At 68.9% G+C, this 23,630-nt stretch carries 23 protein-coding genes; 16 read left to right on the top strand and 7 right to left on the bottom strand.

The window, feature by feature from the left end:
• Positions 1–123: 123 nt before the first annotated feature.
• The 8 genes from AB0F10_RS01605 to AB0F10_RS01640 all read left to right on the top strand — a co-directional run bounded on the left by AB0F10_RS01605 (position 124) and on the right by AB0F10_RS01640 (position 10,431).
• A complete protein-coding gene (locus AB0F10_RS01605) occupies positions 124–2,766 on the top strand; it encodes a hypothetical protein (protein ID WP_360619813.1) in 2,643 nt (880 codons plus the stop codon).
• Positions 2,767–2,777: 11 nt separating this feature from the next.
• Complete coding sequence (locus AB0F10_RS01610) at positions 2,778–6,014, top strand: hypothetical protein (RefSeq protein WP_360619815.1); 3,237 nt, start codon at positions 2,778–2,780, stop codon at positions 6,012–6,014.
• Positions 6,015–6,027: 13 nt separating this feature from the next.
• Positions 6,028–6,561, top strand: coding sequence for a hypothetical protein (locus AB0F10_RS01615; RefSeq protein ID WP_360619817.1), 534 nt, complete (start codon positions 6,028–6,030; stop codon positions 6,559–6,561).
• A gap of 79 nt (positions 6,562–6,640) precedes the next feature.
• A complete protein-coding gene (locus AB0F10_RS01620; protein ID WP_360619819.1) occupies positions 6,641–7,477 on the top strand; it encodes a peptidoglycan-binding domain-containing protein in 837 nt (278 codons plus the stop codon).
• Positions 7,474–7,857 (top strand): hypothetical protein, encoded by a 384-nt coding sequence (locus AB0F10_RS01625; RefSeq protein ID WP_360619820.1) that lies wholly within the window; start codon positions 7,474–7,476, stop codon positions 7,855–7,857. Before AB0F10_RS01620 ends, AB0F10_RS01625 begins: the two co-directional genes overlap by 4 nt.
• A gap of 18 nt (positions 7,858–7,875) precedes the next feature.
• The gene (locus AB0F10_RS01630; RefSeq protein WP_360619822.1) at positions 7,876–8,208 is read left to right on the top strand and encodes a hypothetical protein; all 333 of its coding nucleotides are present in this window, start codon (positions 7,876–7,878) and stop codon (positions 8,206–8,208) included.
• 785 nt (positions 8,209–8,993) lie between these two features.
• Positions 8,994–9,578 carry a hypothetical protein gene (locus tag AB0F10_RS01635; RefSeq protein WP_360619823.1) on the top strand — a complete coding sequence of 195 codons (585 nt, stop codon included), beginning with the start codon at positions 8,994–8,996 and terminating at the stop codon, positions 9,576–9,578.
• Positions 9,579–9,798: 220 nt separating this feature from the next.
• Positions 9,799–10,431, top strand: a complete 633-nt coding sequence (locus AB0F10_RS01640; RefSeq protein ID WP_360619825.1) for a helix-turn-helix domain-containing protein — start codon at positions 9,799–9,801, stop codon at positions 10,429–10,431.
• A 297-nt stretch (positions 10,432–10,728) separates the two neighbouring features.
• Here the strand turns inward: AB0F10_RS01640 and AB0F10_RS01645 are convergent, their stop codons facing one another.
• From AB0F10_RS01645 to AB0F10_RS01665, 5 genes are all read right to left on the bottom strand, one after another.
• Complete coding sequence (locus AB0F10_RS01645) at positions 10,729–11,247, bottom strand: hypothetical protein (protein ID WP_360619827.1); 519 nt, start codon at positions 11,245–11,247, stop codon at positions 10,729–10,731.
• 172 nt (positions 11,248–11,419) lie between these two features.
• The gene (locus AB0F10_RS01650) at positions 11,420–12,190 is read right to left on the bottom strand and encodes a hypothetical protein (RefSeq protein WP_360619828.1); all 771 of its coding nucleotides are present in this window, start codon (positions 12,188–12,190) and stop codon (positions 11,420–11,422) included.
• A gap of 122 nt (positions 12,191–12,312) precedes the next feature.
• The gene (locus AB0F10_RS01655) at positions 12,313–12,480 is read right to left on the bottom strand and encodes a hypothetical protein (protein ID WP_360619830.1); all 168 of its coding nucleotides are present in this window, start codon (positions 12,478–12,480) and stop codon (positions 12,313–12,315) included.
• Entirely contained in the window at positions 12,477–13,598 is a 1,122-nt protein-coding gene (locus AB0F10_RS01660) for a radical SAM protein (protein ID WP_360619832.1), read from the bottom strand. Before AB0F10_RS01660 ends, AB0F10_RS01655 begins: the two co-directional genes overlap by 4 nt.
• 4 nt (positions 13,599–13,602) lie before the next feature.
• Entirely contained in the window at positions 13,603–13,872 is a 270-nt protein-coding gene (locus AB0F10_RS01665) for a hypothetical protein (protein WP_360619834.1), read from the bottom strand.
• A gap of 665 nt (positions 13,873–14,537) precedes the next feature.
• Between AB0F10_RS01665 and AB0F10_RS01670 the strand changes: the two genes are divergently transcribed.
• From AB0F10_RS01670 to AB0F10_RS01685, 4 genes are all read left to right on the top strand, one after another.
• The gene (locus AB0F10_RS01670) at positions 14,538–15,395 is read left to right on the top strand and encodes a helix-turn-helix transcriptional regulator (RefSeq protein ID WP_360619836.1); all 858 of its coding nucleotides are present in this window, start codon (positions 14,538–14,540) and stop codon (positions 15,393–15,395) included.
• A 15-nt stretch (positions 15,396–15,410) separates the two neighbouring features.
• Positions 15,411–15,605, top strand: coding sequence for a DUF397 domain-containing protein (locus tag AB0F10_RS01675; protein ID WP_360619838.1), 195 nt, complete (start codon positions 15,411–15,413; stop codon positions 15,603–15,605).
• A gap of 264 nt (positions 15,606–15,869) precedes the next feature.
• A complete protein-coding gene (locus AB0F10_RS01680) occupies positions 15,870–16,145 on the top strand; it encodes a hypothetical protein (RefSeq protein ID WP_360619839.1) in 276 nt (91 codons plus the stop codon).
• A gap of 881 nt (positions 16,146–17,026) precedes the next feature.
• Entirely contained in the window at positions 17,027–18,697 is a 1,671-nt protein-coding gene (locus tag AB0F10_RS01685) for a hypothetical protein (protein WP_360619840.1), read from the top strand.
• A gap of 188 nt (positions 18,698–18,885) precedes the next feature.
• Here the strand turns inward: AB0F10_RS01685 and AB0F10_RS01690 are convergent, their stop codons facing one another.
• Positions 18,886–20,670, bottom strand: coding sequence for an alpha/beta hydrolase domain-containing protein (locus tag AB0F10_RS01690; RefSeq protein WP_360619842.1), 1,785 nt, complete (start codon positions 20,668–20,670; stop codon positions 18,886–18,888).
• Between the two features lie 235 nt (positions 20,671–20,905).
• Between AB0F10_RS01690 and AB0F10_RS01695 the strand changes: the two genes are divergently transcribed.
• Entirely contained in the window at positions 20,906–21,553 is a 648-nt protein-coding gene (locus tag AB0F10_RS01695) for a GAP family protein (RefSeq protein WP_360619917.1), read from the top strand.
• An 807-nt stretch (positions 21,554–22,360) separates the two neighbouring features.
• A complete protein-coding gene (locus tag AB0F10_RS01700; RefSeq protein WP_360619843.1) occupies positions 22,361–22,681 on the top strand; it encodes a MerR family transcriptional regulator in 321 nt (106 codons plus the stop codon).
• 225 nt (positions 22,682–22,906) lie between these two features.
• Here AB0F10_RS01700 and AB0F10_RS01705 read toward each other — a convergent pair whose 3' ends face one another.
• Complete coding sequence (locus AB0F10_RS01705; protein WP_360619845.1) at positions 22,907–23,113, bottom strand: Ig-like domain-containing protein; 207 nt, start codon at positions 23,111–23,113, stop codon at positions 22,907–22,909.
• Between AB0F10_RS01705 and AB0F10_RS01710 the strand changes: the two genes are divergently transcribed.
• Both AB0F10_RS01710 and AB0F10_RS01715 read left to right on the top strand, forming a co-directional pair.
• The gene (locus tag AB0F10_RS01710; RefSeq protein WP_360619847.1) at positions 23,103–23,246 is read left to right on the top strand and encodes a hypothetical protein; all 144 of its coding nucleotides are present in this window, start codon (positions 23,103–23,105) and stop codon (positions 23,244–23,246) included. The genes AB0F10_RS01705 and AB0F10_RS01710 overlap by 11 nt on opposite strands.
• Positions 23,243–23,410, top strand: a complete 168-nt coding sequence (locus AB0F10_RS01715; RefSeq protein WP_360619849.1) for a hypothetical protein — start codon at positions 23,243–23,245, stop codon at positions 23,408–23,410. Before AB0F10_RS01710 ends, AB0F10_RS01715 begins: the two co-directional genes overlap by 4 nt.
• Positions 23,411–23,630 lie beyond the last annotated feature (220 nt).

The raw sequence follows: 23,630 nt of genomic DNA on the forward strand, positions 1-23,630 counted from the left end.
TTCTGCCTGAGTTCGCATAACGCAGCGCCGAGGCATGTCCGGCCGCGTGAGCTCGGGTGGTGCCAGCCGAAGCCGTCGGGTCGCGCAGCGTCAGATCGTCAGGATAACGGGGGGGCCGACGTCGTGTCCGACACCTCCCTCGTGTTCAACATCATCGGTAAGGACAAGGCCACCGCGGTTGTCGAGGGGGTCGGCCGCAGGGTGCGGGCGGCGTCGCTGCTGGCGGCGGCCGGGCAGGTCGCGCTCGGTGCCGGTTTCGCGTCCGCGGCCGCGCACGCGCTCGCGCTGGCGTCCGCGGTCGTGCCGGCCATCAGCCTGCTCGGCTCGCTGGCCGCGGTGGGCCTCGGCGGCGTCGCCGTTATCGGCGCGCTCGGTCTCGGATTTGCCGGGATGGGTGCGGCGTTGAAAGCCACGGGCAGCGCGGGCGGCGGCGCGGCCCGGATTCTCGGTGACGTCGCCGGCGCCGAGCGGCGCGTCGCCCAGGCGCAGCGCGAGGCCCGTGACGCGCAAGAGGCACTCACCGACGCGCGGAAGACCGCCGCGGAGCGGCTCGCCGGCTACGGGCACGAGATCCGCGGCGCCGAGCTGGACGAGGAATCGGCCACCAACGCGCTCGCCGACGCCAAGAAGCGGCTCGAAGAGGCGTCGATGGCCCGCGGGCCCGGCGCGGCCGATCAGTACCGCGACGCCGCGCACGCGGTCGAACTGGCCGAGTACGCCCTGGAGAACGCGAAGAAGCGCACCAAGGAACTCAAGGACGAGCAGGCCGACGCCAACAAGGCCGGTGTCGAAGGCTCGGACGAGGTCAAGGCCGCCCGGCAGCGCGAGGCCGACGCCGTGCAGGCCGTCAAGGACGCACAGGACGCGCTGACCAAGGCCCAGAAGGGCACCGGCGGCGGGGGCGGCGGCGTGAATGCCCAGGCCGATGCCATGGCCCGGCTCGCCCCGAACGCCCGCGCGGTCGTGCGGACGCTGCTGGACCTGTTGCCCGCATGGCGCCGGGTGCAGCAGGCCGTGCAGAACCGGATGTGGGACGGCGTTGCCGGTGACCTGCGGGCGCTGTCCGGCACCTATCTTCGGATCGCGCGGGTGCGCCTGGTCGAGCTCGGCGGCGCCTTCAACCTCGCCGTGCGCGAGTCCGCGAAGCTGGCCACGTCGAAAAAGTTTGCCCAGGACGTCAACGCGACGCTCGGCAACACCAACAAGACCGCCGGGCTTCTCGCCCGGGGCGTTGCGCCGGTCATCAGCGCTTTCCGTACGTGGGGTGTCATCGGATCGCAGTTCCTGCCCCAGCTCGGCGCGTGGGTGCTGTCGCTGGCCCAGCGCTTCGACCGCTGGTCGACCGCGGCCCGCGAGTCCGGGCGCATGGTCGGCTGGATGCGCCAGGGCGTCACCGTGCTCAAGCAGCTCGGCACGATCGCCGGCAACGTCGTCGGCATCCTCGCCGCGCTGCTGCGCGGTGGCGGCGCCGACTCCGGCCGGCAACTCCTCGCCACGATCACCGCACTGACGACCCGGCTACGGGTGTTCCTCAACTCCGCGGCCGGACAGGCGAAGATCCAGACGGTTCTGGTGAACCTGCGCTCGATCCTGTCCGGCGTGGGTCAACTGCTGCCCTACCTGTCGACGGCATTCGGCAACGTCGGCGCATCCATGGCGGACGCGTCCGGCGGCGGCGGGTCGCTGCGCGACACCCTCGACGTGACCCGCGTCGTGATGGGGTTCCTGGCCGACCACGCCGGCAAGCTCGCCACGATGCTGCCCTACCTGGCGGCAGGGTTCGTTGTCGTCAAGACCGCGCAGGTTGCCGGGAACCTCGTCGCGGTGGCGTCGATCCCGCTGAAGGCCATCGAGGTGGCGACCAACTGGCGTCTCACGGCCGCGCTGCGCGCCAACACCACCGCGCACGCGCAAGCCGCGGTCGCCAGCCGCGGCAGCGCGATCGCCACGACCGCAGACACCGCCGCGACCAACGGCGGTGTCCTGGCCCGCGGCCGCGCCGTCGTCGGCATGGTCGCGCAGAAGGTCGCGCTCGTGGCGACCTCCGCCGCGACCAAGGCGGCGGCGGCCGGTCAATGGCTGCTGAACGTGGCCATGTCCGCCAACCCGCTCGGGCTGATCGTTATCGCCCTGGTCGCCGTCGCCGCCGGCCTGTACCTGCTGTGGACCCGGTCGGCGACCTTCCGCAAGATCGTGACCGGCGCCTTCTCGGCGGTGTGGGGCGCCGTCAAGGGCGGTTGGTCGTGGGTGCGCAAGAACTGGCCGCTGCTGCTGTCGATCCTGACCGGGCCGGTCGGTCTCGCGATCCGCTGGATCGTCAAGAACTGGGATTCGCTGGTCGGCTTCTTCCGCAAGATCCCCGGCCGGATCGGCTCAAGCCTGTCGGGCATCTGGTCCGGCCTGAAGTCCGGCTTCCGCAGCGCGCTCAACTGGGTGATCGCCAAGTGGAACAACTTCAGCATCGGCCTGCCGGGGTTCTCGTTCGCGGGCGTCTCGGTCCCGGGAATCTCGATCAACACCCCGAACATTCCTTACCTGGCGACCGGCGGCACCGCCCGCACCGCCGGGTACGCCAACGTCGGCGAACGGGGCATGGAACGGGTGTGGTTACCCGCCGGCGCCGCCGTCGAACCGCTACGCGGCAGCAGCGGCGGCTCCGGCGGTGTGCTGCGGATCGTTGTCGACGTCCGCGGCGGCGACGGCGAGCTCAAGCGGCTGATTCGCAAGTGGATTCGCGTCGACAACCTCATCCCCACAACCAGGTGAAGGGGTGCGCCGTGCCCGCGTTCCCTGCAACCCCGTTGCCGGTCAAGGTGTACGCCGCGCCGGGTGCCAACCCGGCCGGCGACCCCACCTTGTGGCAGTGGGTCAACATCACCGGTGATGTGCTGGTCCGCGACGGGATCAGCATCGAGGTCGGCCGCGCGGACGAGGGCGTCACGATCGACGCCAGCAAGGCCGGCATGAGCATCAACAACAAGGGCGGGCACTACTCGACCCGCAACCCGATGGGCCGCTGGTATCCGAACCTGCGCCGCAACACCCCGATCCGGGTCGCGCTCGACGGCGTCACGGACTCGTTCGACCGCACCGTCACGGCCGGGCTCGGTACCACCGACACCGGGCAGGACTGGTTCGTGCTCGGCGGCGCCGCCAGCGATTACACCGTCGCGGGCGGCACGCTGCGGATCGGCCTGCCCGATCAGGCGTTCTCACGGCGGCCGCAGATTGACGGACTGGCCGCGCTCGACTCCGACGTCACGATCACCGTGCGGGTGCCGTACGCGCCGACCGGCGGGCCGATCGCCGCCGGGACCACGGCCCGCTACCGGCACATCGCAGGGACCACCTGGACCGGGTATGTGGCCTCGCTGAACTTCACCGCCGGGACCGGCATCAACATCGTCTTGTACGTCGCCCGCGCCGACGGGCTGCTCTACACCCTGAACACCGCGGCGACCGTGCTGCAGCACAACCTCGCCGACACGTACAAGCTGCGGTTTCGGCTGCAAGGCAACTACGTCAGCATCAAGGCATGGAACGCCACCACTAGCGCCGAACCGGCCGGCTGGGACATCGCCCGAACGATCAGCGAAATGGTCACCCCGGGCACGATCGGCCTCCGCGCGCTCGCCGGCGCCGGGAACACCAACACGGCGCCGCACGTGCTCGTCGACGACTTCGCCGGTGAGTTCGACCTGATGACCGGCACCGTCCCGGAATGGCCGCCGCGCTGGGACATCACCGGCCGCGACGCCTGGACCCCGATCGTGGCCGCCGGGGTCCTGCGCCGGCTGGCGCAAGGCCCGGCGCCGCTGCGCTCGCCACTCGTGCGCCAGATGCTTGCCAACAATCCGCGGATCTACATCCCGTTCGAGGACGGCGACGACTCCGACGTCTTCGCCGCGTCCCTGGTCACCGGCTCCCCGCCGGCCAACACGCGCGGCGTGACCTTCGGCGAGGACGACAGCCTTCCCGGCGCGACCACGGTAGCGACCATGTCGGCGGCCGCCACCGTCACCGCGAAAGCGCCGCCGCACACCGCACCCAACGGGTGGGCGTTCGTCATCTTCGTCAAACTCTCCGCGCTACCCCCGGTCGAGTTCACCCTGTTCCGGCTCGAAACGCCGGGCGGCACCGTCAAGGCGTGGGAGTTCCTGATCTCCGTCGACACCTTCACCTGCCGCGGCCTGAACGCCGACGGGACGGTCGTGCTCGGCTCGGCGGCCGCGATCAACCCGGCGAACATCGACCCCCGCCGGTGGATGGCCTACCAGGTCAAGCTCACCCGCAGCGGCGCGAACACGTCCTTTGAATGCTGGCTCTACCCCCTGGTCGACCCGGCGGTCGTGACGTTCTACGGCCTCGGCGTCAACGTCGGCACCGGCACCTACCCGGGCACGCCGGGCACGGTGTCACAGGCCAAGCTGACCGGTGCTACCGGCTGGATCAACGGACTCGTCGGGCACCTGATCTACGCCGCGCATCCCGACCTTGAATTCGTCTCCTACGACTTCATTACCGCCGCGTGGGGGTACCTGCGCGAGAAGGCCGCCGACCGGATCCGCCGGCTGTGCGGCGAGGAAGGCGTACCCGTCTTCATCGAGCCCGGCGACTCCGAACCCCTCGGCCGGCAGCGACCCGCCGCGTTCATCGAACTGGTCCGCGAGGCCGAGAAAGCCGACCTGGGCACCCTGCGTGAGCTCGGCGCCGGCCTGGCCTACAAGCCGCGCGGCGCCAAATTCAACGCCGCCGTCGACCTCGGGCTCGACTTCGACATGGTCACCACCGGCGACGACGGCGGGGGCGGTGACGGTGATGTCGGTGAACCGCCGGAGCCCACCGACGACGACGCGCTCGTGCGCAACGACTGGACGATCAGCCGCGACGGCGGCAGTTCGGCCCGCGCCATCGATCAGGCCCACATCGACGCGAACGGCCGGTACGACGACTCGGCAACGCTGAACCTGCCGGACGACACCCGGCTCGTGGCGCACGCCAACTGGCGGCTTTCCCTGGGCACGAACGATGAAATGCGCTGGCCGCGGATCGTGCTCGACGTCGCCGCCCGGCCCGAACTGTTCGCCAAGATCCTGTCGTTGCGGGTCGGGTCGCGGATCACCATCGTCAACCCGCCCGACGAGGTCCTCGGCGACGAGATCGACCTGATCGTCGAGGGCTACACCATGGCGCTGAGCGTGTTCGAGTTCGTCGTCACGCTCAACTGCTCCCCGGCGCGGCCCTGGCAAGTCGGTGTCATCGGCGCCGCCCGGATCGGCTCGGCCACCACGACGCTCGCCGGCCCGGTCGACGAACTCAGCACCTCCATGGAGCTCGCCAACACCGCGGGTGTGTGGACCACGAACGTGGCGTCGTACCCGCTCGACCTCAACGCCGGCGGTGAGCGGGTGCTCGCCATCGGCCCCGGCTACGTCGACGAGGGATACACCTTCGACGACGGCGTCGAAGGATGGGGAGCACCGGACGGCGGCAGCGTGGCATGGGCGCCCGGCTTCGCCAAGCGCGGCACCGGCGCGCTCGCGTTCACCCCGCCGGGTGACGTGGCCACGGTGAGCGCCCGCATCGCCACCGGGCTCGGCGTCGTCTACGCGACCAACACCCCGTATCTCGCCGCGGCGTGGATGCACTCGACGGCCGGCTGGTCCGACGTGCGCATCACGGTCGACTTCTTCGACACGAGCGGCGCCTACCTCACCACCGGCGGCCTGGACGGGTTGCCGTTCACCCTCGACGCCGGCGTCTTGACGCACCTGGCGAAGCCGATCACCTCGCCGGCGAACGCGGCCACCGGCCGGATCCGGGTGCGGATCGGCGGCACCCCGCCCGCGTCGAACGTCTTCACGATCGACCACCCGGTCGCCGTCGACACCAGCAGCGTCGATGCCACCAGCCCGCAACTGATCACCGTGCGCCGATCCCGAAACCGCGTGATCAAACGGCACACGACCGGGACCCCGGTCCGGATGTGGCGACCCGCCCGCGTAGCCCTGTAGGGAGGCCCACCCGTTGACCACCTACCGCTACCCGGACACCCCGGCCGGCGAAGAGATCACCGAGACAATGCTGCAAGCGGCGCTGCCGACCTTCATCGAAAAGACCGACACCGTCGGGCGCAACAACGTCGCCCTCGCGGCAGACGTCGACCTGGTACTGCCTGTGCCGGCGAACTCCCGATGGTGGATCGAAATGCACCTCGTCGTGGCCGGCACCAACACCGCGAAGATCAAAACTGACTGGACCGTTCCGGCCGGCACGTCTGGCAACCGGCGGGTGCACGGTCCCGGCAGCAGCGCGGCGACGCAGACCGACGCGGATAACACCGCGTCGCGGTGGGGCGTGCATGGCTTCGGTACCGCCATCACGTTCGGCCTGCCCCGCAACGCCGGCAGCCTGCATTCGCAGTTGCTCGAGACGGCCCTCGTCGCGGTCGGTACCTCCGCCGGATCGATCGCGCTGCGTTGGGCGCAGAGCGTCGCCGATGCCGCGAATCCGACGTTCGTCCAGCCCGGATCGCTGATCAAGGCATACCGGCTCGCCTGACCCGCCGTACCGCACCCGCCCGCCCGAGCTGCTCGTGGCGGGTCTTTGTCATGTCCGCATCCCTTCAAGGAGGCCACCTGTGGCCAGCACGCCCGCGCGCATCCCCGGCGTTCCGTTCATCGAAGGCCGCAACGACTACCACGACACCGACGGCCGCAAGTACGCCATCTGCATCCACAACACGTCCAACAACGCGTCCGACACCGCCGAGGCGAACTACGCGCGCCGGCGCACCGACGGCGTGAGCTCCCACCTGTATGCCGATGCCGACTCGGTCACCCAGTCGCTCGAACTCACCGACAAGGCCGGTCACGTCGGATCACGCCAGGGCAACGAGAACGCCTACGCGGTCGAGATCGTCGGCGCCAACGGCAAGCCGCGCTCGTGGTGGCTGGCCAACGTCGCGTGGGATCGGCTCGGCCTGGCGCTGGCGTGGATCATCCGCAACGACCCCGACCTCGCCGGCTTCCAGGTGCGCCGGGCCAGCGTCGCCGAGATGCGCCGCAACCCCAAGGTCAAGGCGTTCTACGCCCACGACGACGCACGCCGGGCCTGGGGCCACACCACGCACACCGACCCCGGGCCGCACTTCCCGTGGGACCGCCTGTTCAAGGCCGTCAACGACGGTCTCACCAAGCTCGGCCGCCCTAGCACCCCCGCCCCGCCGACGAAGCCGGCGCACACCGCAACGGAGAAGATCGTGAAGGCTCTGCCCACCCTGCGCCACGGATCGGCCGGCACCGGCGTCAAGCGCGCTCAGGCCCTGCTCAACGTCATGGGCTACCGGCTCAAGGAAGACGGCGACTACGGCGACAACACCGCGGCCGCCGTCGCTACCGCCCAGGGTCGGGCGCGAATCACCGTCGACCGGATCGTCGGCCTCGTCACCTGGTCCGTGCTGCTCGACGTGCGGTGATCGAGGTCGCCGTCGCGGCCCTGGCGCTGCTCGGCACGCTCGCCGGCGTGCTGGTCGGCCGCCGGCAACGCCGGGCGACCGCCGACCTGAGCGAAGCGCAAGCCGACGAGATCACCGAACGGATCTACGGCCGGATCGTCGAACGCCTCGAAACCGAAGTCGCGCGGCTGACCGCGCAGGTCGGCTCACTTGAGCAGCGAGTCGCCGCGCTGGATCAGGCGCTGCGCCACCGCACGGCAGAACTCGACCGCGTCACCAGCGAACGCGACCGGGCCCTCGCCGACCTCGCTGACCTACGCGCCGAGCTCCAAGCGCGCACCGACGAACTCGCCGACCTGCGCGCCACACCATGCCGGGCGTGTCCGCCCGGCACCCCCTAACCACCGGAAGGAACCCCGTTGTCCAACCCCACCCCGACCGCCGTACTCACCGACAAGCTCGCCGCGCGGCTGCGCACCCTGTGGCCCATGTTCGTCGGCCACCTGATCGCCGCCGCCCTCGTGCACGCCGGGCCCGTGCTCGACGTCGTCGAGCAGGCCACCGGCTACCGGCCGACCTCCGCCACCATCACCCTCGCCGGCGGGCTGCTCGCCGGTGCGCTCGTCTACGAGGCCGGCCGCTGGCTCGAAGCCCGACCCGGACCCGGCCGCCCGGCCCGGATCGCCCGGAACATCGGCCGGTACCTGCTCTCGTTCGGCGTGCCCACCGGGCAGCCGTCCTACAAGCACTGACGATCACGCGAAGGCGGCCGACCCCCGGAAGGGGGCCGGCCGCCTTTCTGCGTTCACCCGGTCGTGCCGCCCGGCGCGGTGAGCACCTAGAAGATGACCTTCCAGCTACAGGCAGCGCCGATGCCACAAAGGAGCAACGTGGCGCCGGCATAGATGACGAACGCGACACACGAACTGGCGGAAGAGAGCCGCTCCCAGAACTTCATGCGCTGCATGGTGCCCACCGACTGCAAACCGGCCGGCCGGCTGCTGGACCGCCCACGCCCTGACCTGTTTCCGCTGCTCTTGCAACTTCCGGCGGGTGACGGTGGTAGCTTCCGGCGGACGTTCCGGGGGCGGATGATGGCAGTTCCAGCGGCGGTTCCGAGTGCTGACGCCCGGCTTCCGGCGGAAGTTCCGCGTACCGAACACGGCAGGAAACCTCGTGCGCGCCCAACTCGGCAACGAGCGCCAACCGGCAACGCCAGCGACCCCGGTCAATACGGTCAGTCTTCGCTCGACTACGTTGTCCCGTAAGCGCTCCGACTCGACTGCTTCCCCCGTGGCAGGCGAGCCGGAGCGCTTTTGTCGTTCCACGATGGACAAACACAGCGAGCGCTCTGGATCGCCACAAATGCGGTCGAACCAACTTCCGGGGACGAAGGGGTGGATGCTGCCGGGGGAACCACGCTATGTTCCCCGGGCACAACCAAGCGGCCCCGGCCGGTGCGCTAACACCAAACCGGGGCCTACGCCGCGAGAGACTTGCTGGAGTCCCCGACATGCGCGTTTCTGACGCTACCACCGTGCCTATTTCCGTCGCCCGGCTGCGCTGGGTTGCCCTGACCGCCGCTGCGCTGCTCACCGCCTACGGCGAATTTGAGCTGGCAACCCTCGTCGGCTTCACGCCATGGCTGGCCTGGCTGCTGCCGATCGCCATGGACGTCTACGCCTACTGCGCATTCGCCGCCCGCCGCCGCGTCGACGTCCTCGCCGCCCTCGGACTGATGATCGTCTGCCAGGCGCTCGCCCACCTGCTCGCCGCCGGCATCATCACGCCCCACTGGGGACTCGTCGTCGCCGTGTCCGCGGTCGCCCCGATCATCTGCTGGCGGGTACACCACCTCGGCGACCACGCACCGACCCGGGCCGACCTCACCAGCACGCCCCCCGCCGCGGCTGCGCTGCCCCATGCCCCGCAGCGGCAGGCCGACAAGCGCACCGACAGCCCCGCGCCCACGGCGGCCCCGGCACGGCGCCGCCCGATCGCCGAAACGCGACAGCTCGCCGCGCAGCTCACCGCCGCACAACCCGACATCACCCGCGAAGGCATCGCCGCAGAACTGGGCATCACTCCCCGCCGACTGCGCGCCGTGCTCAACGCCGCCTAACGCCCACAAGCCCGCGCCGGGTCGTCGCTACGGCGGCCCGGCGCCGCACCACCATGCCCGGAACGCCCACAGCCCCGGCAGTGCGCTAACACCACCGAGGGCTGGTCACCGACCTTGCTGGAGGTCTGATCATGCCGCACACAGCCCGCCCACCCCGCGGACCTCACCGGCCCGCCGCCGCGCTCACCACCCACGACCAGACCGCACCGGCGGTCGCCCCATGAGCGTCTACGTGACGTCCTGGGTATGGGACAACGCCACGACCATCGGCGGTAACGACCTGCTCGTGCTACTCGCCATCGCCGACAACACCGACGACACCGGAGCCAACGCGTGGCCGTCCGTCGCCACCCTGGCCCGCAAGACCCGCCTCAACGAGCGCACCGTGCAACGCATCACCAGGAGACTGGCCCAAGACGGTCACCTGATCGTCGAGGCCACCACCGGCGGGCGCCGCTCCAACCGCTACCGCATCCCCATGACCCAACCGGCCGCCGCCCCGCCACCGCCGGTGCAGCCGCCCATCGACGAGGTCGACCCCGGATCACCCACCCAGACCCGTCCAGCACCCGGATATCCACAGCGCCACGACGCTTATCCACAACCCCCGGCAGCACGCCACCCCGGCGGACCGCCACCCCGACACGACGCCACCGCACCCCCGGCAGGAGCGCCACCGCTACCCCGGCGCAACCGCGCCACCCGAACGTCCTTGACCCACCCAAGAACCACCCCACGCGCCGACCGCCGCCCCGGCGGGCCGGCGGCCCCACCCGACCGGTGCGCGCGGCACCTTGGCCAGTCAGCGCACAACTGCGGCCCCTGCCGCTCCGAGCTAGTCGGCGCCGAGTGACGGCGACGCGCAGCCCAACAAAATCAAGATCAGATGGCTGCACGCCTGCGCCGCGGACCCACTGGCCGCTCGTACTCCGTGCCGCCATCACGTAGGACACGGTGGCGTTGTTGCTCCGGCGCTCTGCGCGTCTTGTTGAAGGTCGCGGCCCAACAAGAATGCCCCGATCGCTCCGAATGGAGCGACCGGGGCCGTTACGAGGGAGCACTGGTTAGGAGGTTGCCTTGCCCGAACCGGGGCACTGCTCGCGCTTGCCCATCTGCTGATGCGGCGGGCAGGCGCTACCAGGGGTTACGCCTACTCGGGTGCCGCAGACTGAGCACTGGCTCTGAGGTGCCATTCCTTGACTCCTTCAGGGATGCGGTAGTCCGGGAACGGGTCGTCGGCAGGATCGCCAACAGGGCCGGAGCCTGCCGTGACCCGCAGAAGCATCGCGGTTCCGTCGCTGCACACGATCGAGACCCCGGCCGGCGAGACGCCGGGCTGAGGGCCGAGATCGGGGAAGGCGACCAGTTGCCAACTGCGGAACTGAGTCGGGCGAGCGACGTCGAGGAGCTGCACGGCTAACACGGCAAGGCGACTCGCGCGGTACCTGGGCGGGAGTGGCTCGTCCGGCACGGGAATCGGTTTCGCCCCCGGCCAGACGGCTCCCCATAGGTACGCCTCGGAGCCTGAGTCATGCTTGACCTTCACGCCGGCGGGCGAGCCGCCTCCGGGCGCGGTGTCGTGGCCGTAGCGCTCGATCTCCTTGATGTCCGGGTGCTCACTGGCGGCGAACAACCCTTCGAGGACGTCGAGGACCTGGGCTAACTGCATGTCTGCTCCGATCTTGACCGCATCTTGCCTGTTCAGACACCGCTCGGGAGTCTAGCGGCGGGCGGGCCACGCGCCCGGGGCGCGTTCCTGCCCGTCAGTGTGCGGCCGCGTCGGCTTGCTCGATCTCGGCGACCAGGTCCGCGGCAGGCCGCAGCACCGGGCAGGGCGGTTCTCATGGAGCTGCTCGGGAGTCACGCCATTGGCTTGACGCTGTCATCATGCGGTGGGTCCAGGCGTCGGGGTGGTCGCCGCCGATCTCGGCCCAGAGTCGGGCGTTGGCCGCCGCGAACGCCGTCACGCCGGCTTGCGGGGCTGCGCGCCAGGCGGGGATCTGCGCTGCCCATCGTTCGGCGGACTGCGGGCTATGCCCGGACGCGATGAGCCAGATGGTCCAATACCCGGCGTCGAGCCAGGGTGCGCCGCGAGTGGCCCACCCCCAGTCGACGATGCGGGCGCGGTCGCCAACGATCACGTTGGCGTGGTTCCAGTCGGTGTGTAGAAGCGTGTCGCCTTCGAAGTACCAAAGCTCTTCCTCGTGCGGCACGTAGGCCGCGAGGCGCTGCGCTGCCTCCCGGAGCTCGATGTCAGGTGGCGGCGACAGTTCGCCGACTCGGCGTACGAGGTCCGCGACCTTCGGCAGGTCGTCTGATCCGGGTCGGTAGTCGGCGTGATGGCCGTCCAGGGCCTCGAAGATCAAGGCGTCCCAGCCGCCGGCCACGACGTGCGCGACCAGCGCGGGTGCGACCGGCCGGACATGGGCGGCTACGTCTGCCTCGCGTCGCTGCGTCCAGACCCATCGATGATCGGTCGGCAACGCCTTCACGAAGAAGCGGCCCCCGGGAGGCTGAAGCAGCGCGGCAACGGAGCTGTTCAGCCCTTCGCCCACCGACGGCGCCGAAATGACAAACCCGACCACGTCTTCGATCGCGTTTCGGACGGCCATCGGTAGTTCCCAGTACGAGATTCGAGTGAGCGGCACGACAAGTCCTCAGCGGGAGCGCGCTCCGGATCGCGGCGCCATGGCACGACAGCGACCCGGAGCGCTCAACGGGGGAAGGGCGTTGATCAGGTGTACGGGTTGTCGTTGCCGCAGCCGCGCTGGTTGGTCGTGGTCAGGGCCTCAACGTCGGCGACGATGACGACGCCGGCCGGTTCCGGGGTGCGGCTCGGCTGCCGGGAGGCAGTGCCAGTCGGGGCGGGACGGCTGGTGATCTGGACAGCGGTGACGGTCATGACGCTTTCCTTTCGCCGTGCTGACAGTAGGTTTCTAGTGGTGCCTTCGCCTCCTGGTACACGCGCGCCATGGGTCGGCATACCCGGCAGGTGGACGAGAGCTTGCAGCCGCTACATCCGCCTGTGCGAAGCATTTGGGCGTCTGCGATGGCAGGCAGACGCAGAAGCCCTTGCGGGCCTTCGGTGATCAAGTTGATGGGGTTGTCCCGGCCGACCTTGCACATCGTGGTGAGCCCGTGCGGGTCGACGTGGAAGGACGTGTGCCCGGCCGGGCAGCCCGCGAAGATCGCGCTCTTGTCGAGGTAGCCCGAGGCCTGCGTTTCGAGCGGGGAGCCGTTGCCGGTGTACGTGGGCGAGATCGAGCCGTACTCGTTTCTCGGCAGTCCCAACTCGTCGACCAGGGCGCGCATGGCGTCCAACTCGTCGACGTTGTGTTTCGTGACGATGATCGTCACCTCGACCGGCAGCCCTGCCTCAGCGGCGGCGAGCAGCCCCCGGTAGGCGCTCTTGAACGCTCCGCGCGTCTGCGTCAGGGCGTCGGCCGTCTCCGGGCTCGCCCCATACATCGACACCGTGATCTTGTGAGGTCTCCTTGCCGAGAACATCTCGATCAGTGCGGGCCGGGCGAGGCGGGAACCGTTGGTGAGGATCTCGACCATCATCCCGGCGTCATGCGCCCGTTCGTAGGACGGCGGGAAGTCCGCGTCGATGAGAGGCTCGCCGCCGGTGATCTGAAACCAGAGGACGCCCATCGCCTGCAACATGTCGACCAGGCGCAGCTTCTCGGCCAGCGGAAGACCGGCGAAGGGCCGCTGTTCCAGGTAGCAGTGCTCGCAGGAGAAGTTGCAGCCCTTGTTGATCTCCCACGACGCGCGACTGTAGGTCACCGGCCCGACCGAGCGGCTACGCACCGACACCACACTCCCGGCTGGCTGGCCGGTGAGATCGATCTGCCATGCCTGCCGCGCGGCGTCCACGAACCACGGCGGCACCGGGCGCCCCTCGTCCGCTGCCTCGGCAAGCTCCGCGTAGAACGCCTCCGGAAGCTGCATCCCGGCTTGCGCTCCGGGCCGCACGGCGACATAGATGTCCTCTTGCGGACTGACGATGACCAGCATCCCGCTACCCCTTCCAATCCAGCCCCGGGCGCCAGTCGTCCGGGCGCAATGCGTCACGAATGGCGGACACCCGCGCACAGGTCTCGCGGGGGTCACCGAGGCCGTTCGGGTGGAGTTCTCGACCGCCGAGGATCACCCATTCCAGTGTTGGGAACGCGTTCAGGTCGGCGCCGATCCACTCGACTTTCAAGGCCAGCGTGCCGGTGCCGTACATGTAGTCGGCCTCGGCCAGCTCAATGACCGCCCCGACGCCGAACTTCAGATCAGTGCTCATGCCGCACGCCTAGCCCAGGTGATAAACCGCGCGTACAGCTCGGGAAGAGGCGTCCGAGGCAACTCCTGAGCGGCACGGGCGTAGTGGTCGAACATGACCACCAAGAGCCGGCCCGGAGCGAGAGCACTGGTCATCGCCTCCCGAGCGAGGACGCAGGGCCATGGTCGCCCGCATGTATCGCAGTCCCAGCCTGGTCGGACTGGCACGTGCGTCTTCTTGTCCTGCACGGTGGTCATCGCCGGTAACCCCTGGCGCGACTCTCCTGTGCCGGCGTGAGGCTCCCGGCCCGTCCGATCTGAGGCCATGCCGCGGTGTGCTGCGCCCACGCGCCGATGTCGTCCTTCGGCAACGCGTATGCACGCACACGATCGCGCTTCGACTCGTCGCAGGGCCAGCGCACTCCGCACACGCCGCATGTGCGTGCACGCAATCTCCACCACCGTGCACGTGCACGCGGGTAGTGCATTGCAGTCACCTCGATCAACTGAGAACTGGACGGGAGGGCGATATGCACGCGCCAAGATCGTAACCGTGCAAACCATGTGTGAGCTAGCATGCACGGACGAGAGTGGACATGCAAGATTGCACGGCCGTCTTTGCAAGCGCCGCCCCTGGCGCGTGCGACGCATGAGGCGGGTGCACACTGATCAGAACGGAGTGAGGGGATGGACGAGATGGCTGTGCGTAAGCCGCCGACCGTTCGGCTTCGTCGCCTTGCGCACGAGATGACGCGAGCCCGGGAAGGTGCCGGGCTGACCAGGGAACAGGCGGCCGAGCGGGTCCGCATGGACCCGTCGTCACTCTGGCGTCTTGAGACTGCGAAGAACCGGCCGCTCAAGCGCACCGTGCTTGTCCTGCTCGACCTCTACGGCATCACCAAGACCGAGGATCAGGCCCGCTACCTGGAGCTCCTGGCAAAGTCCAATGAGCTGGGATGGCTTGAGTCGTACGAGGACTCGCTGGCCGAGAGCTACCAGGCGTACATCCACTTCGAGGCCGGCGCCTCAGAGTTCCGCAGCTTCCAGAACGCGTTCGTGCCGGGACTCCTGCAAACGCCGGAGTATGCACGTGCGGTCGTCCGGGGCGTGCATCCAACGCTGGACGAGGCGATTGTGGAGCAGCGTGCAGAGGTCCGTGCGCGGCGGCAGGATACGCTTGCACAGCGGGGCGTCACCCTCTGGATGGCGATCGACGAAGCGGTCATGCATCGCACGGTCGGCGGGCAGGAGGTGATGCGTGCACAGATGCAAGTGCTGGTCGACGCCGTGGAGAGCAAGCGGGCCGTCGTGCAGATCGTGCCGTTCTCGGCCGGCGCGCATCCGGGCAGTCAAGGCGCGTTCACCGTCCTCGACTTTCCCGCGCCGGACCCGGCGCTGGTCTACATCGAAGCCCTTGCAAGCAACCTGTTCATCGAAGAGCCCGACGAGGTCAGGGCCTACCAGGCCAACTTCCTGCACCTCGTTGCGCTCTCGCTCAGCCCCAGCGAATCCCTCAAGATGATCAAATCGGCAACGAAGGCATAACGGAAGGAGCCCGGGATGGACCTGTCTCAGGCGGAGTGGCGCACCAGCTCACGGAGCGGCGGCAACGGCGACTGCGTCGAGGTCGCCATCACCGACGAGGGCGTGGCAGTGCGCGACACCAAGGACCGCGACAAGCCACCGCATATCTATACCCACAGTGAGTGGGTCGCCTTCGTCGGCGGCGTCAAGGACGGCGAGTTCGACCTGTAGTCAGACGCAGAAGGGAGCCCCGCTCCGGCGCGATGCCGGGCGGGGCTTTTCCGTGTGCGGAGCGGCGCGCGTACATCGAAGGATGGGGTGCCCAGATGCGACCGATATCTTGCCTTGTATGCACTCTGGATAGTTTTGTCTACACGCTATGGTTCAATCGAACATGTGTTCTAAGTCGTGCGTTGAGGTGGGCATTCACTTGTACGATCTTGGCTCTCGTTCGATATTTCGGACGGCGCGGTACACGGGGGTGTAGATGGGATGATGGCTGACAAGCTGGTTCGAATCGAGTCATGGGCCATGTTCGGTGTGAAGGTGGCAGCAGGTGTCGCGGTGGCCGTCTACCTGTACCGGCGAACTACGGCGGCCCGAACGGAGTTGTCGGCCACCCGCACGGAGTTGACTGAGGCGATTGACGCAACTCGGCGAGACGTGGCAGCCCTGCACGGTCTCGCCGCCGATGAGAACGCCGTCTATCTCCGAGGATGGATGGACGGCAGTGCTGGGACGGGCGGTAAGGGGCACGAACCTGCCGCGTAATCCGAGCCGAACTGCTAGAGATGGCTCACGACCGGGGGCGGGTTGAGCCGAGGGTTTGCCCGCCCCCGCCGGTTGTATCCGTGCTGAAGCCGAACGCAGGCCACTGTTTGGCCGCGGCATTGCCGCAGGCATCCGTTGCATGATCCGTTGCAGAACCTTGACGTACCTGCGAGGTCATACAAGGGCATGGAAGGTCATTTACCCAGCTCAGGGGACCTGTATGACCGCCCGAATCCTTCAGGATCCCTACGTTGGACCACCTACGGATCAGAAGGTTAGGGGTTCGAGTCCCTTCGGGCGCACAAGATCGAAAGGCGCTGACCTGCGGAAACGCGGAGTCAGCGCCCTTCTTTTTTGCCCGAATCGCTCCGAATGTCCGTACACTGTGGACCGGATGGTGCTCGTCCGCCGAGCGTGACCTTAACCAGGCAGCGAGGTTGGAGGCAGGCTGCGCGCAACGTCTAGGCGCCCCGGCGCGGCCCCCACCAGTTCCCGAACCGGGCATGAGGGGGAATGCCGAAACCAGGTCACCCTGTGCGATCGGGTGTGACTGCGGACGTTAGTTGCGAGGCGGCCTGTTGAGCGACAGGGTGATGTCAGCGGTTCGGAGAGGTGGAATTTGTCGCCCCGGCCGGGGTTCGGCAGATGGAGCAGGTCACACCGGCGCATCGAGGCGGCTCGACGGCACTGACACTTCCGTCGACGATCTACACTGCGTGACGATCTTTGGTCCTGCCTGGGGGAGGCCTCGACACATGTCCGAGACGGATAATCGCGCAGAATCGCTTGCCGACCGGGACGTGCGCGAGACCGTAGTCGGGAAAGTAGCGGATTCTTCCCCCAAGGCAGGCGCCTGTCCGGGGGACCGGCGACAGGTCCGTGTGGTCATCGCCGCGACCGTCACCGGCCTCGGTGTCGCGCTGCTCCTGCTCGCGGCCTTTTGGCTGAACGACGGCGACGCGGACGCCGACAGCGTCCTGGGCATCTACCTGCAGTGGCTGGCGGCCACGGCCGCCGTCCTGGGGGCGGTGGCCGCGGTGTATCGCCGACAGGTGGGGTTGGAGACCGGGGAGCTGCGGGCACGCCGGCGAGTGTGGATCTGGACCGGTCTGGCCGGGCTCGTCGCCGCGGGCGCCACCGCAGCCGGGCTGGCCAACACGATCCACCGGTACGCCGGCGGTTTCGTCGACACCGCCGGGCCGCTCACCGCGCTCGGCGGCCTGGCCGCGTTCGGTGGCCTCGTCGTGCTTCTGTTCACCCGGCCCGAACCCGGCCGAGTGTGGCGGTGGCGCCCGGCCGCCATCACGGCGATGGTCACGGCCGTCGTCCTCGTCGCCGTCGCTGCCGCCCTGGCCGGTACCGCCGACCGGTGGTCCGTGCGGGCGACGACCACAGACAGCGTCGCGGCGGTCGCGGCGGTTCCCGCGTCGGTGACCGCGGTGGCCTGGTCCGCGGCGGTGCCGGGGACGGTCGAGGAGGTCGTGGCGGCCGGGGCCGGCGCGGTGGTCCGCGTCTCCGACGGCGTCCTGGCACTCGATGGTCGCGACGGTAAGGCGCGGTGGTCGTACCGGCGCCACCATGCGGAGGCGAAGTGGATGGCGGCGAGTCCGGACGGGCGTACCGTCGTGGTCTCGTTCGTTTCGTTGTACGGCGACAGCAGAACCGATCGTCTGGTCGTGCTGGACGCGATGTCCGGCAGGGTGCGTGCGACCTTTGCGGATGACGAGATGTTCTGGCTGCGCGGGCACGCGCTGGTTTCCAACGCCATGATCGTCGGCCAGTCGGTGCGGCACCACACCATGGGGGCGTGGTCCGCGTCGACCGGTTCGCGGGTGTGGTCCTGGCAGCCGCCGGCCGGGTGTGACTACTACGAGCCCAAATCGCTGACCGCCGGGGCCGACACCGTCCTGATCGCCGTCGCCTGCGGCGACGAACACGTCCGCGGCGCAGGCCGTGAGCTGCGCTTCCTGACACTCGACGCCGCCTCGGGCCGGCAACTGCGCGAATCGCGCCTGCCGACGGCCGACCTGGCGGACATGGACGTCCGGTTCACGGCGGCGCCCGACGGCTCACTCGTGCTGATCCATGCCGCCGCGGAGGGGGAGCGCAGCCAGCTGCTCGACGTCGCCACCGGCCGGCTCAGCCCGGCACCGACAGGGCTGTACACCCTCCCCGGACACGGCCTCGCATACCCGTGGAACTCGTCCGGACCGCCCGCTCTGGTCGACGCGCGGTCCGGGGAAACCCGCCAGGCAGCGGGGAAGGTCGCCGGGTGCGGCCGCTCCGGCATCGTGCTGGCCGGCGGTGTCGTCTGTGTCCATGACCCCACCCATACGTGGTTCGACGCCTTCGTCACCACCGGCCTGGTCCCCGTCCACTCGTCACCGGTGCCCGGCACGACCCTGACGGCGGTGCCGGTCGTGCTCGCTGCCCGCGAGGAGGACGAAATTGGCAGTTTTCCCGTCAGGTTCACCGCGGCGCCCGGAGCGGTCATCGTTTACTCCACCTACGCCCCGGCCTCCAGCGAGAACCGGGTGGTCGGTCTGCGCTGAGCCTGTCGTTCAACCTCCAGCGACGGCCGGTCACAGCCGCCGATGGCCCTTCGCCTTACTGCACCGGTTCCGCCGTCTCGCCGTGCGCTGGGAACGCCGACTCGACATCCACGACGGCCTCGTCAGCCTCGCCTGCGTCCTTATCTGCTGGCACCGCCGCGCAGTCCGGGTAGCAGGATGTCGCGCTTCTACTTTGCGGCCTCGAGCTGTCCGATGATGGTGGTGGCGTACTCGTCGAGCAGTGCGGCCTGGCCGCCAGTCGCGCGGCCGAGGCGCAGCAGCCGATCGACGCCGGCGCGGTAGCGCTCAAGCAAGTGGACCGCGTCGGCGTAGTGCCGCGCTTGTCGCGCCACGTCGGTCTGACCGCGCGCGACGGCCAGCGTTGCCTCGTCGAGCGTACGCAACAGGGCCTCGCCGCCGTTCAGGTAGAGGAACGCGGTGTGGTCGCGCAACAGCTGGGTCGACGGCTGGATCGGGAACTGGGCGACGTTGGCGCACAGCGGGCCGCACTCCAGGCCCCGGCCGGCGATCGAGGCCGGTGCGTCGCGGAGCATCTCCCGGGCGTCCGCCGGCAGCACGTACCCGTCCTTGACGTTCTCGCGTACCGCCTCGGCGAACGGACGCAGATATGCCTGCCGGTCCGGGTATAGCGCGTCCAGTGTCGCCCGGTCGAACGGGATGTGCGTGCCGTTGAGGAAGCAGAGCCCCGCACCGCCGGGCGGATTCTCGTTGACGCCGGCGTCCAGGGCGATTGGCACCGCGAACGGGGCAAGCCGCAGACCGCCGAGGGCATTGCCGCGGCTGTCGCGCAAGACGGTCAGACCGTCGGCGGCCAGCGCGATGCGAGGAGCCGTCGGCGGCGCGACGCCCCCACGCTCCCAGGTCACCAGGTGATCGATGGCGGCCGCGAGGGTGTAGCGGTCCGGGATGCGACTGCGGCTCGGGCGGGCACAGTTGTCCCGCAGCGGGGCGGTGGGCTGGTCCCGGCGCAGCAGTGCGTACCGGACGGCGAACGACGCCCAGTCGGAGTGTGACGTGCCGGCGACAGTCCAGGTCCGCATCCGCCGGGTGTCCGGCTGCAGCGAGCTGATCTCGTTGGCGGACGTCGCCGGCGCCGCAGCGAATTCGGTCTCGGACAGCACCTTGAATACCGGCACCCGCAGGTCGGTTCGCATCTTCTCGCCGCCGATGTAGAGCAGCACCGCGTCGGCGACCGGCGTGCCCCGGGTCTCGATGGCGTTGGCGAACACCGAGACCCGGCCCGCGGACTGGGAAACACCGGTCGCGATCACCGTGCTCACCCGCCGCTGCAGGCTGCCGAGCACGCCCGAGCCGCGCACTGCCCGGATGCCCTGGGCGAACACGTCGTAGGACAGTGGATCTCCGGTGGTCAGCGTGCCACCGGCGGTGAGATCGAGGCTGCCGTACCGGGTGGGGCTGAACGCCTTGAGGCCCAGGGCGGGATTGGTGATCGGGGCGCTCTGCGCGGTGATCCCGACCCAGGCGTAGCCCTCCCGCATCAGGAACTCGTGCGTGCGGAACCAGAGCGCCTCGACGTCGTACTGGCTGGTGGCGTTGAGCCACTCGACCACCACGGTGCCGTTGAAGGCCGAGGCCCTGGCCGGCCGCCGCACCACCATCCGGGTCTTGTACGGATGGCCGGACGAGACGACCGACGCGGTCGGCGAGGGCGTGGGGCGCGCACCGATGCCAGGGGCGACGGTGGCGTCGTAGACGTTGGCCGTGCCGCTGAAGAAGTACTCCTGCTCGACGTAGCCCCGCGCGGGCAGGCCGAGGTCGCTCGCGAAGAAGGTGTAGTCGTGGTCGGCGCTGCCGGGCACCGAGGGAATGGGGCCCTCGATGGTGGGCAGAGGCCCCCTCGCCGGGCCGTCCGCCCCCGCGGCCGGCGCCGCGGCGATCAGTCCACTCGCGGCGAGCAACACCGCCAGGGCCAGAGAGCTGCGGAAGCGCATCGCCGACTCCTCACCAGGTCCACCAGACGGACCGCATGGGTCGTCAGATGGACTGAACGATAGGCGGGCGGGGGCGCTCCAACAAGCCTTCAATCGATGGAATCCGAAATGTGCGAAGCGCCGCCCAGGATCTCCGCGCGCAGAGCCTCGTCGCCGGCAGCCGCCCGCTTGCCCGAGGCGGTCAAATTCGATACCTGGAGCCGCAATGGGAGAAGCAATCGGGCAGAGCCTGGTGATGGCGGTAGGTGTCGCGTTGAGCCCGATGCCGATCATCGCGGTCGTCCTGCTTCTCACCACAGCCGGAGCCCGGCGCAATGGCCCGGCGTTCGTCGTGGGCCGGCTGACCGGTCTGGCCGTGATCGGCGTCATCGTGCTGGCGATTGCCGGGCCCGCCGTCGTCAGCGACCAGGGGCAGCCGGCGACCTGGGTGACGTGGCTCAAGCTGGTGCTCGGGATCTTGTTGCTGCTGGTGGCCGCTCAGCAGTTCGCCGGCCGGCCGGCCGCGGACGCTGAACCGACGATGCCGAACTGGCTGCAGAGCATCGACCGGTTCGGTGCGGCGCGATCGCTCGGCACCGGTGCGGCGCTCACCGGTCTCAATCCGAAGAATTTCCTGCTCGCGGTTTCGGCGGGCACCGCAATCGCGCAGACCGGCATCCCGGGGGTTCAGCAGGCGGTGGCGTACGGGGTGTTCGCGCTGATCGGAACGCTCAGCGTCGGCGCGCCCGTCGTCTTCTACCTGGCGATGGGCGACAAGTCGGCGACGACTCTCGCCGCCGTCAAGGATTGGATGGGCCGCCACAACGCTGTGATCATGTCGGTGGTGTGCCTGGTGATCGGCGTGAAGCTGATCGGCGACTTCGTTAGCGGCCTGGGCGTGTAGTCGCCGCCCTGCCCGTGCCCGTGCCCGTGTCCGCGCTCAGCAAGGCAAGGCAAGGACAGTTCTGCTCGATGTCCAGCGGATCGCTGTCGCCGTCGACTGACGTCTGGACGCGCCGCCGAGAAAATCTAGGCAGGAAGGGCTAGACATTCTCTTCAGACGCGGTTAATGTTCGTCTCGTTGAGAGCACAGGTCGTTGAAGACGCAGACGATAGACCGAGCATCAAGCAGGGTCCGGAACGTTCGTGGCTCGCTCGGCAAAGCGGTGGACCAGAATCACCGCCAGCACCTCAGTAGGACACGGGTAAGGCAAGACCTTGACGTAACTCCAGGTCAGGGCAGACGCAGGCGGGGCTGACGCAATTTCAGGGCTCCACCTGATGCAGGACGGCAGTCGAAGTTCGTGTTACCGCAGTGAGCAAGGCAGGTGTGGCCGATGCAGGTTTGGGGCTCCATCTGATGCAGGAAGATCCGCCGTACGTGTGCGGGGCCGTGAAGTTTGCGTGGGGCTCCGACACCGGCAGTGAGCAAGACGGCACCACAGGGAAGTAGAGGAAAGGGAGGGCTGAGCACCGTTGGATCGCCCGCCGTCAGGACAGATAGCCGGTCCTGAGGTGGACACCGCAGTTTCCATCGAACGTGAGGTGGTCTCCGGTCACGCTTATGCGATCCTCGCGCCGCAATCCGCGAACGGCGGCAGGTGTGGAAAAAGCAAGCCGACGAACCTGTCGGTAGATGGTGTTGTGAACCCGTAACCCTGGGCCCCGGCGCTTCCGCGCCGGGGCCCTCGTCATAGGAAGGTGCGTGTGGATGGCCCAACCCGATGACGTGCTCGACGACGAGCACTACCCCGCCTACACGATGGGCCGCGCCGCGGAGATCACCGGCGCCTCGCAGGATTTCCTGCGCCGCCTCGACGAGGCGAAACTGTTCATCTCGTTCCGGTCGGCCGGAGGTCACCGCCGCTACTCGCGTCACCAGTTGCGTCTGGCCGCACGGGTCCGGCAGATGGTCGGTCAAGGCGTCGCGCTGGAGGCCGCCTGCCGGATCATCGTCCTCGAGGACCAGCTCCAGGAAGCTCTCCAGCGCAACCAGGACCACGAGCGCCGACAGCAAACAGAAGCCGCCTGATCTCGATCGCCTTCCCGGTCCTTCTCCGATCATGGGGAAGGACCGTTCGCATTGCGCGCGCAGCAATCAACGGGCACGCAACCGCTGCCTGAACCACCCGACCCGCGAGTCAACCGAACTCGGGGCAGTCCCAGATTCAGCGGCAGGTGCGGCGTGGGGCGGTGCTGGGCGGGTGATCAGAAATGCGCTGGCCGGAGCGGCCGTAGAGCCTCTTCGCCGGGCTGTTCAGGACCGCGTCCAGGTGCGGGTGGTCGTGTATTTGACGTTGCCGAGCTTGTCGTACGCGCGGACCTGGACCTTGATCGTCTTCTTCTGTGATGTGGTTTTGAACGCCAGGACGTAGCCGGCTCTGGTGTCGGTGGCTACGACCTTGCCGTTGATCAGCAGCTCGACCCGGGCGATGCCGCTGGCGTCGGTAGCTTTGACGCTCACCTTGACGGTGCCGGAGACCCTGGCGCCGTTCTTCGGCGCCTTGGTGATCGAGACGGTGGGCGCCTTGTTGTCGGCGATGACGGCTTCGGCGGCAACGACGCCATCCTCGGTGGCGCGGGCAACGACGAGTTGACCGGCGACGACGGCGACAACAAGCTCTACGGCGAGGCGGGCGAGGACGTCCTCTACGTCTACGACGGTGTCGGCTTCCTCGACGGCGGCGAGGACAACGACGTGTGCAACGGCCGATACGAGACCGTCACCCTGATCTCCTGCGAGACGTTCCAGCCCTGGTGACACTTCGCGGGTAGCCCCATGGAGCGCCAGGTCAGAAGGGTTAGGGGTAAGGCCTTCGGCTCGTCTGATCGGGCCGCATTCCGGGGTGACTTGTTTTCGTCGCGTCCGGCGGGCCGGTTCTTCGTGGCCTTTCCTTGATGCTCTGAAACCAACTGGCCGGCTCAGGGTGATCTGGGGGAGTCAATAGGTATCTCCGGACAAAGGCGCGGATGCGGTCTTC

It is taken from the genome of Actinoplanes sp. NPDC026623, from assembly GCF_040638275.1.
Taxonomy (GTDB): Bacteria; Actinomycetota; Actinomycetes; order Mycobacteriales; family Micromonosporaceae; genus Actinoplanes.

Coding starts and splice junctions, on each gene's coding strand:
- AB0F10_RS01640 (WP_360619825.1), top strand. CDS start 9,799: ATGAGCGTCTACGTGACGTCCTGGGTATGGGACAACGCCACGACCATC.
- AB0F10_RS01645 (WP_360619827.1), bottom strand. CDS start 11,247: ATGCAGTTAGCCCAGGTCCTCGACGTCCTCGAAGGGTTGTTCGCCGCC.
- AB0F10_RS01650 (WP_360619828.1), bottom strand. CDS start 12,190: ATGGCCGTCCGAAACGCGATCGAAGACGTGGTCGGGTTTGTCATTTCG.
- AB0F10_RS01655 (WP_360619830.1), bottom strand. CDS start 12,480: ATGACCGTCACCGCTGTCCAGATCACCAGCCGTCCCGCCCCGACTGGC.
- AB0F10_RS01660 (WP_360619832.1), bottom strand. CDS start 13,598: ATGCTGGTCATCGTCAGTCCGCAAGAGGACATCTATGTCGCCGTGCGG.
- AB0F10_RS01665 (WP_360619834.1), bottom strand. CDS start 13,872: ATGAGCACTGATCTGAAGTTCGGCGTCGGGGCGGTCATTGAGCTGGCC.
- AB0F10_RS01670 (WP_360619836.1), top strand. CDS start 14,538: ATGGACGAGATGGCTGTGCGTAAGCCGCCGACCGTTCGGCTTCGTCGC.
- AB0F10_RS01675 (WP_360619838.1), top strand. CDS start 15,411: ATGGACCTGTCTCAGGCGGAGTGGCGCACCAGCTCACGGAGCGGCGGC.
- AB0F10_RS01680 (WP_360619839.1), top strand. CDS start 15,870: ATGGCTGACAAGCTGGTTCGAATCGAGTCATGGGCCATGTTCGGTGTG.
- AB0F10_RS01690 (WP_360619842.1), bottom strand. CDS start 20,670: ATGCGCTTCCGCAGCTCTCTGGCCCTGGCGGTGTTGCTCGCCGCGAGT.
- AB0F10_RS01695 (WP_360619917.1), top strand. CDS start 20,906: ATGGCGGTAGGTGTCGCGTTGAGCCCGATGCCGATCATCGCGGTCGTC.
- AB0F10_RS01700 (WP_360619843.1), top strand. CDS start 22,361: ATGGCCCAACCCGATGACGTGCTCGACGACGAGCACTACCCCGCCTAC.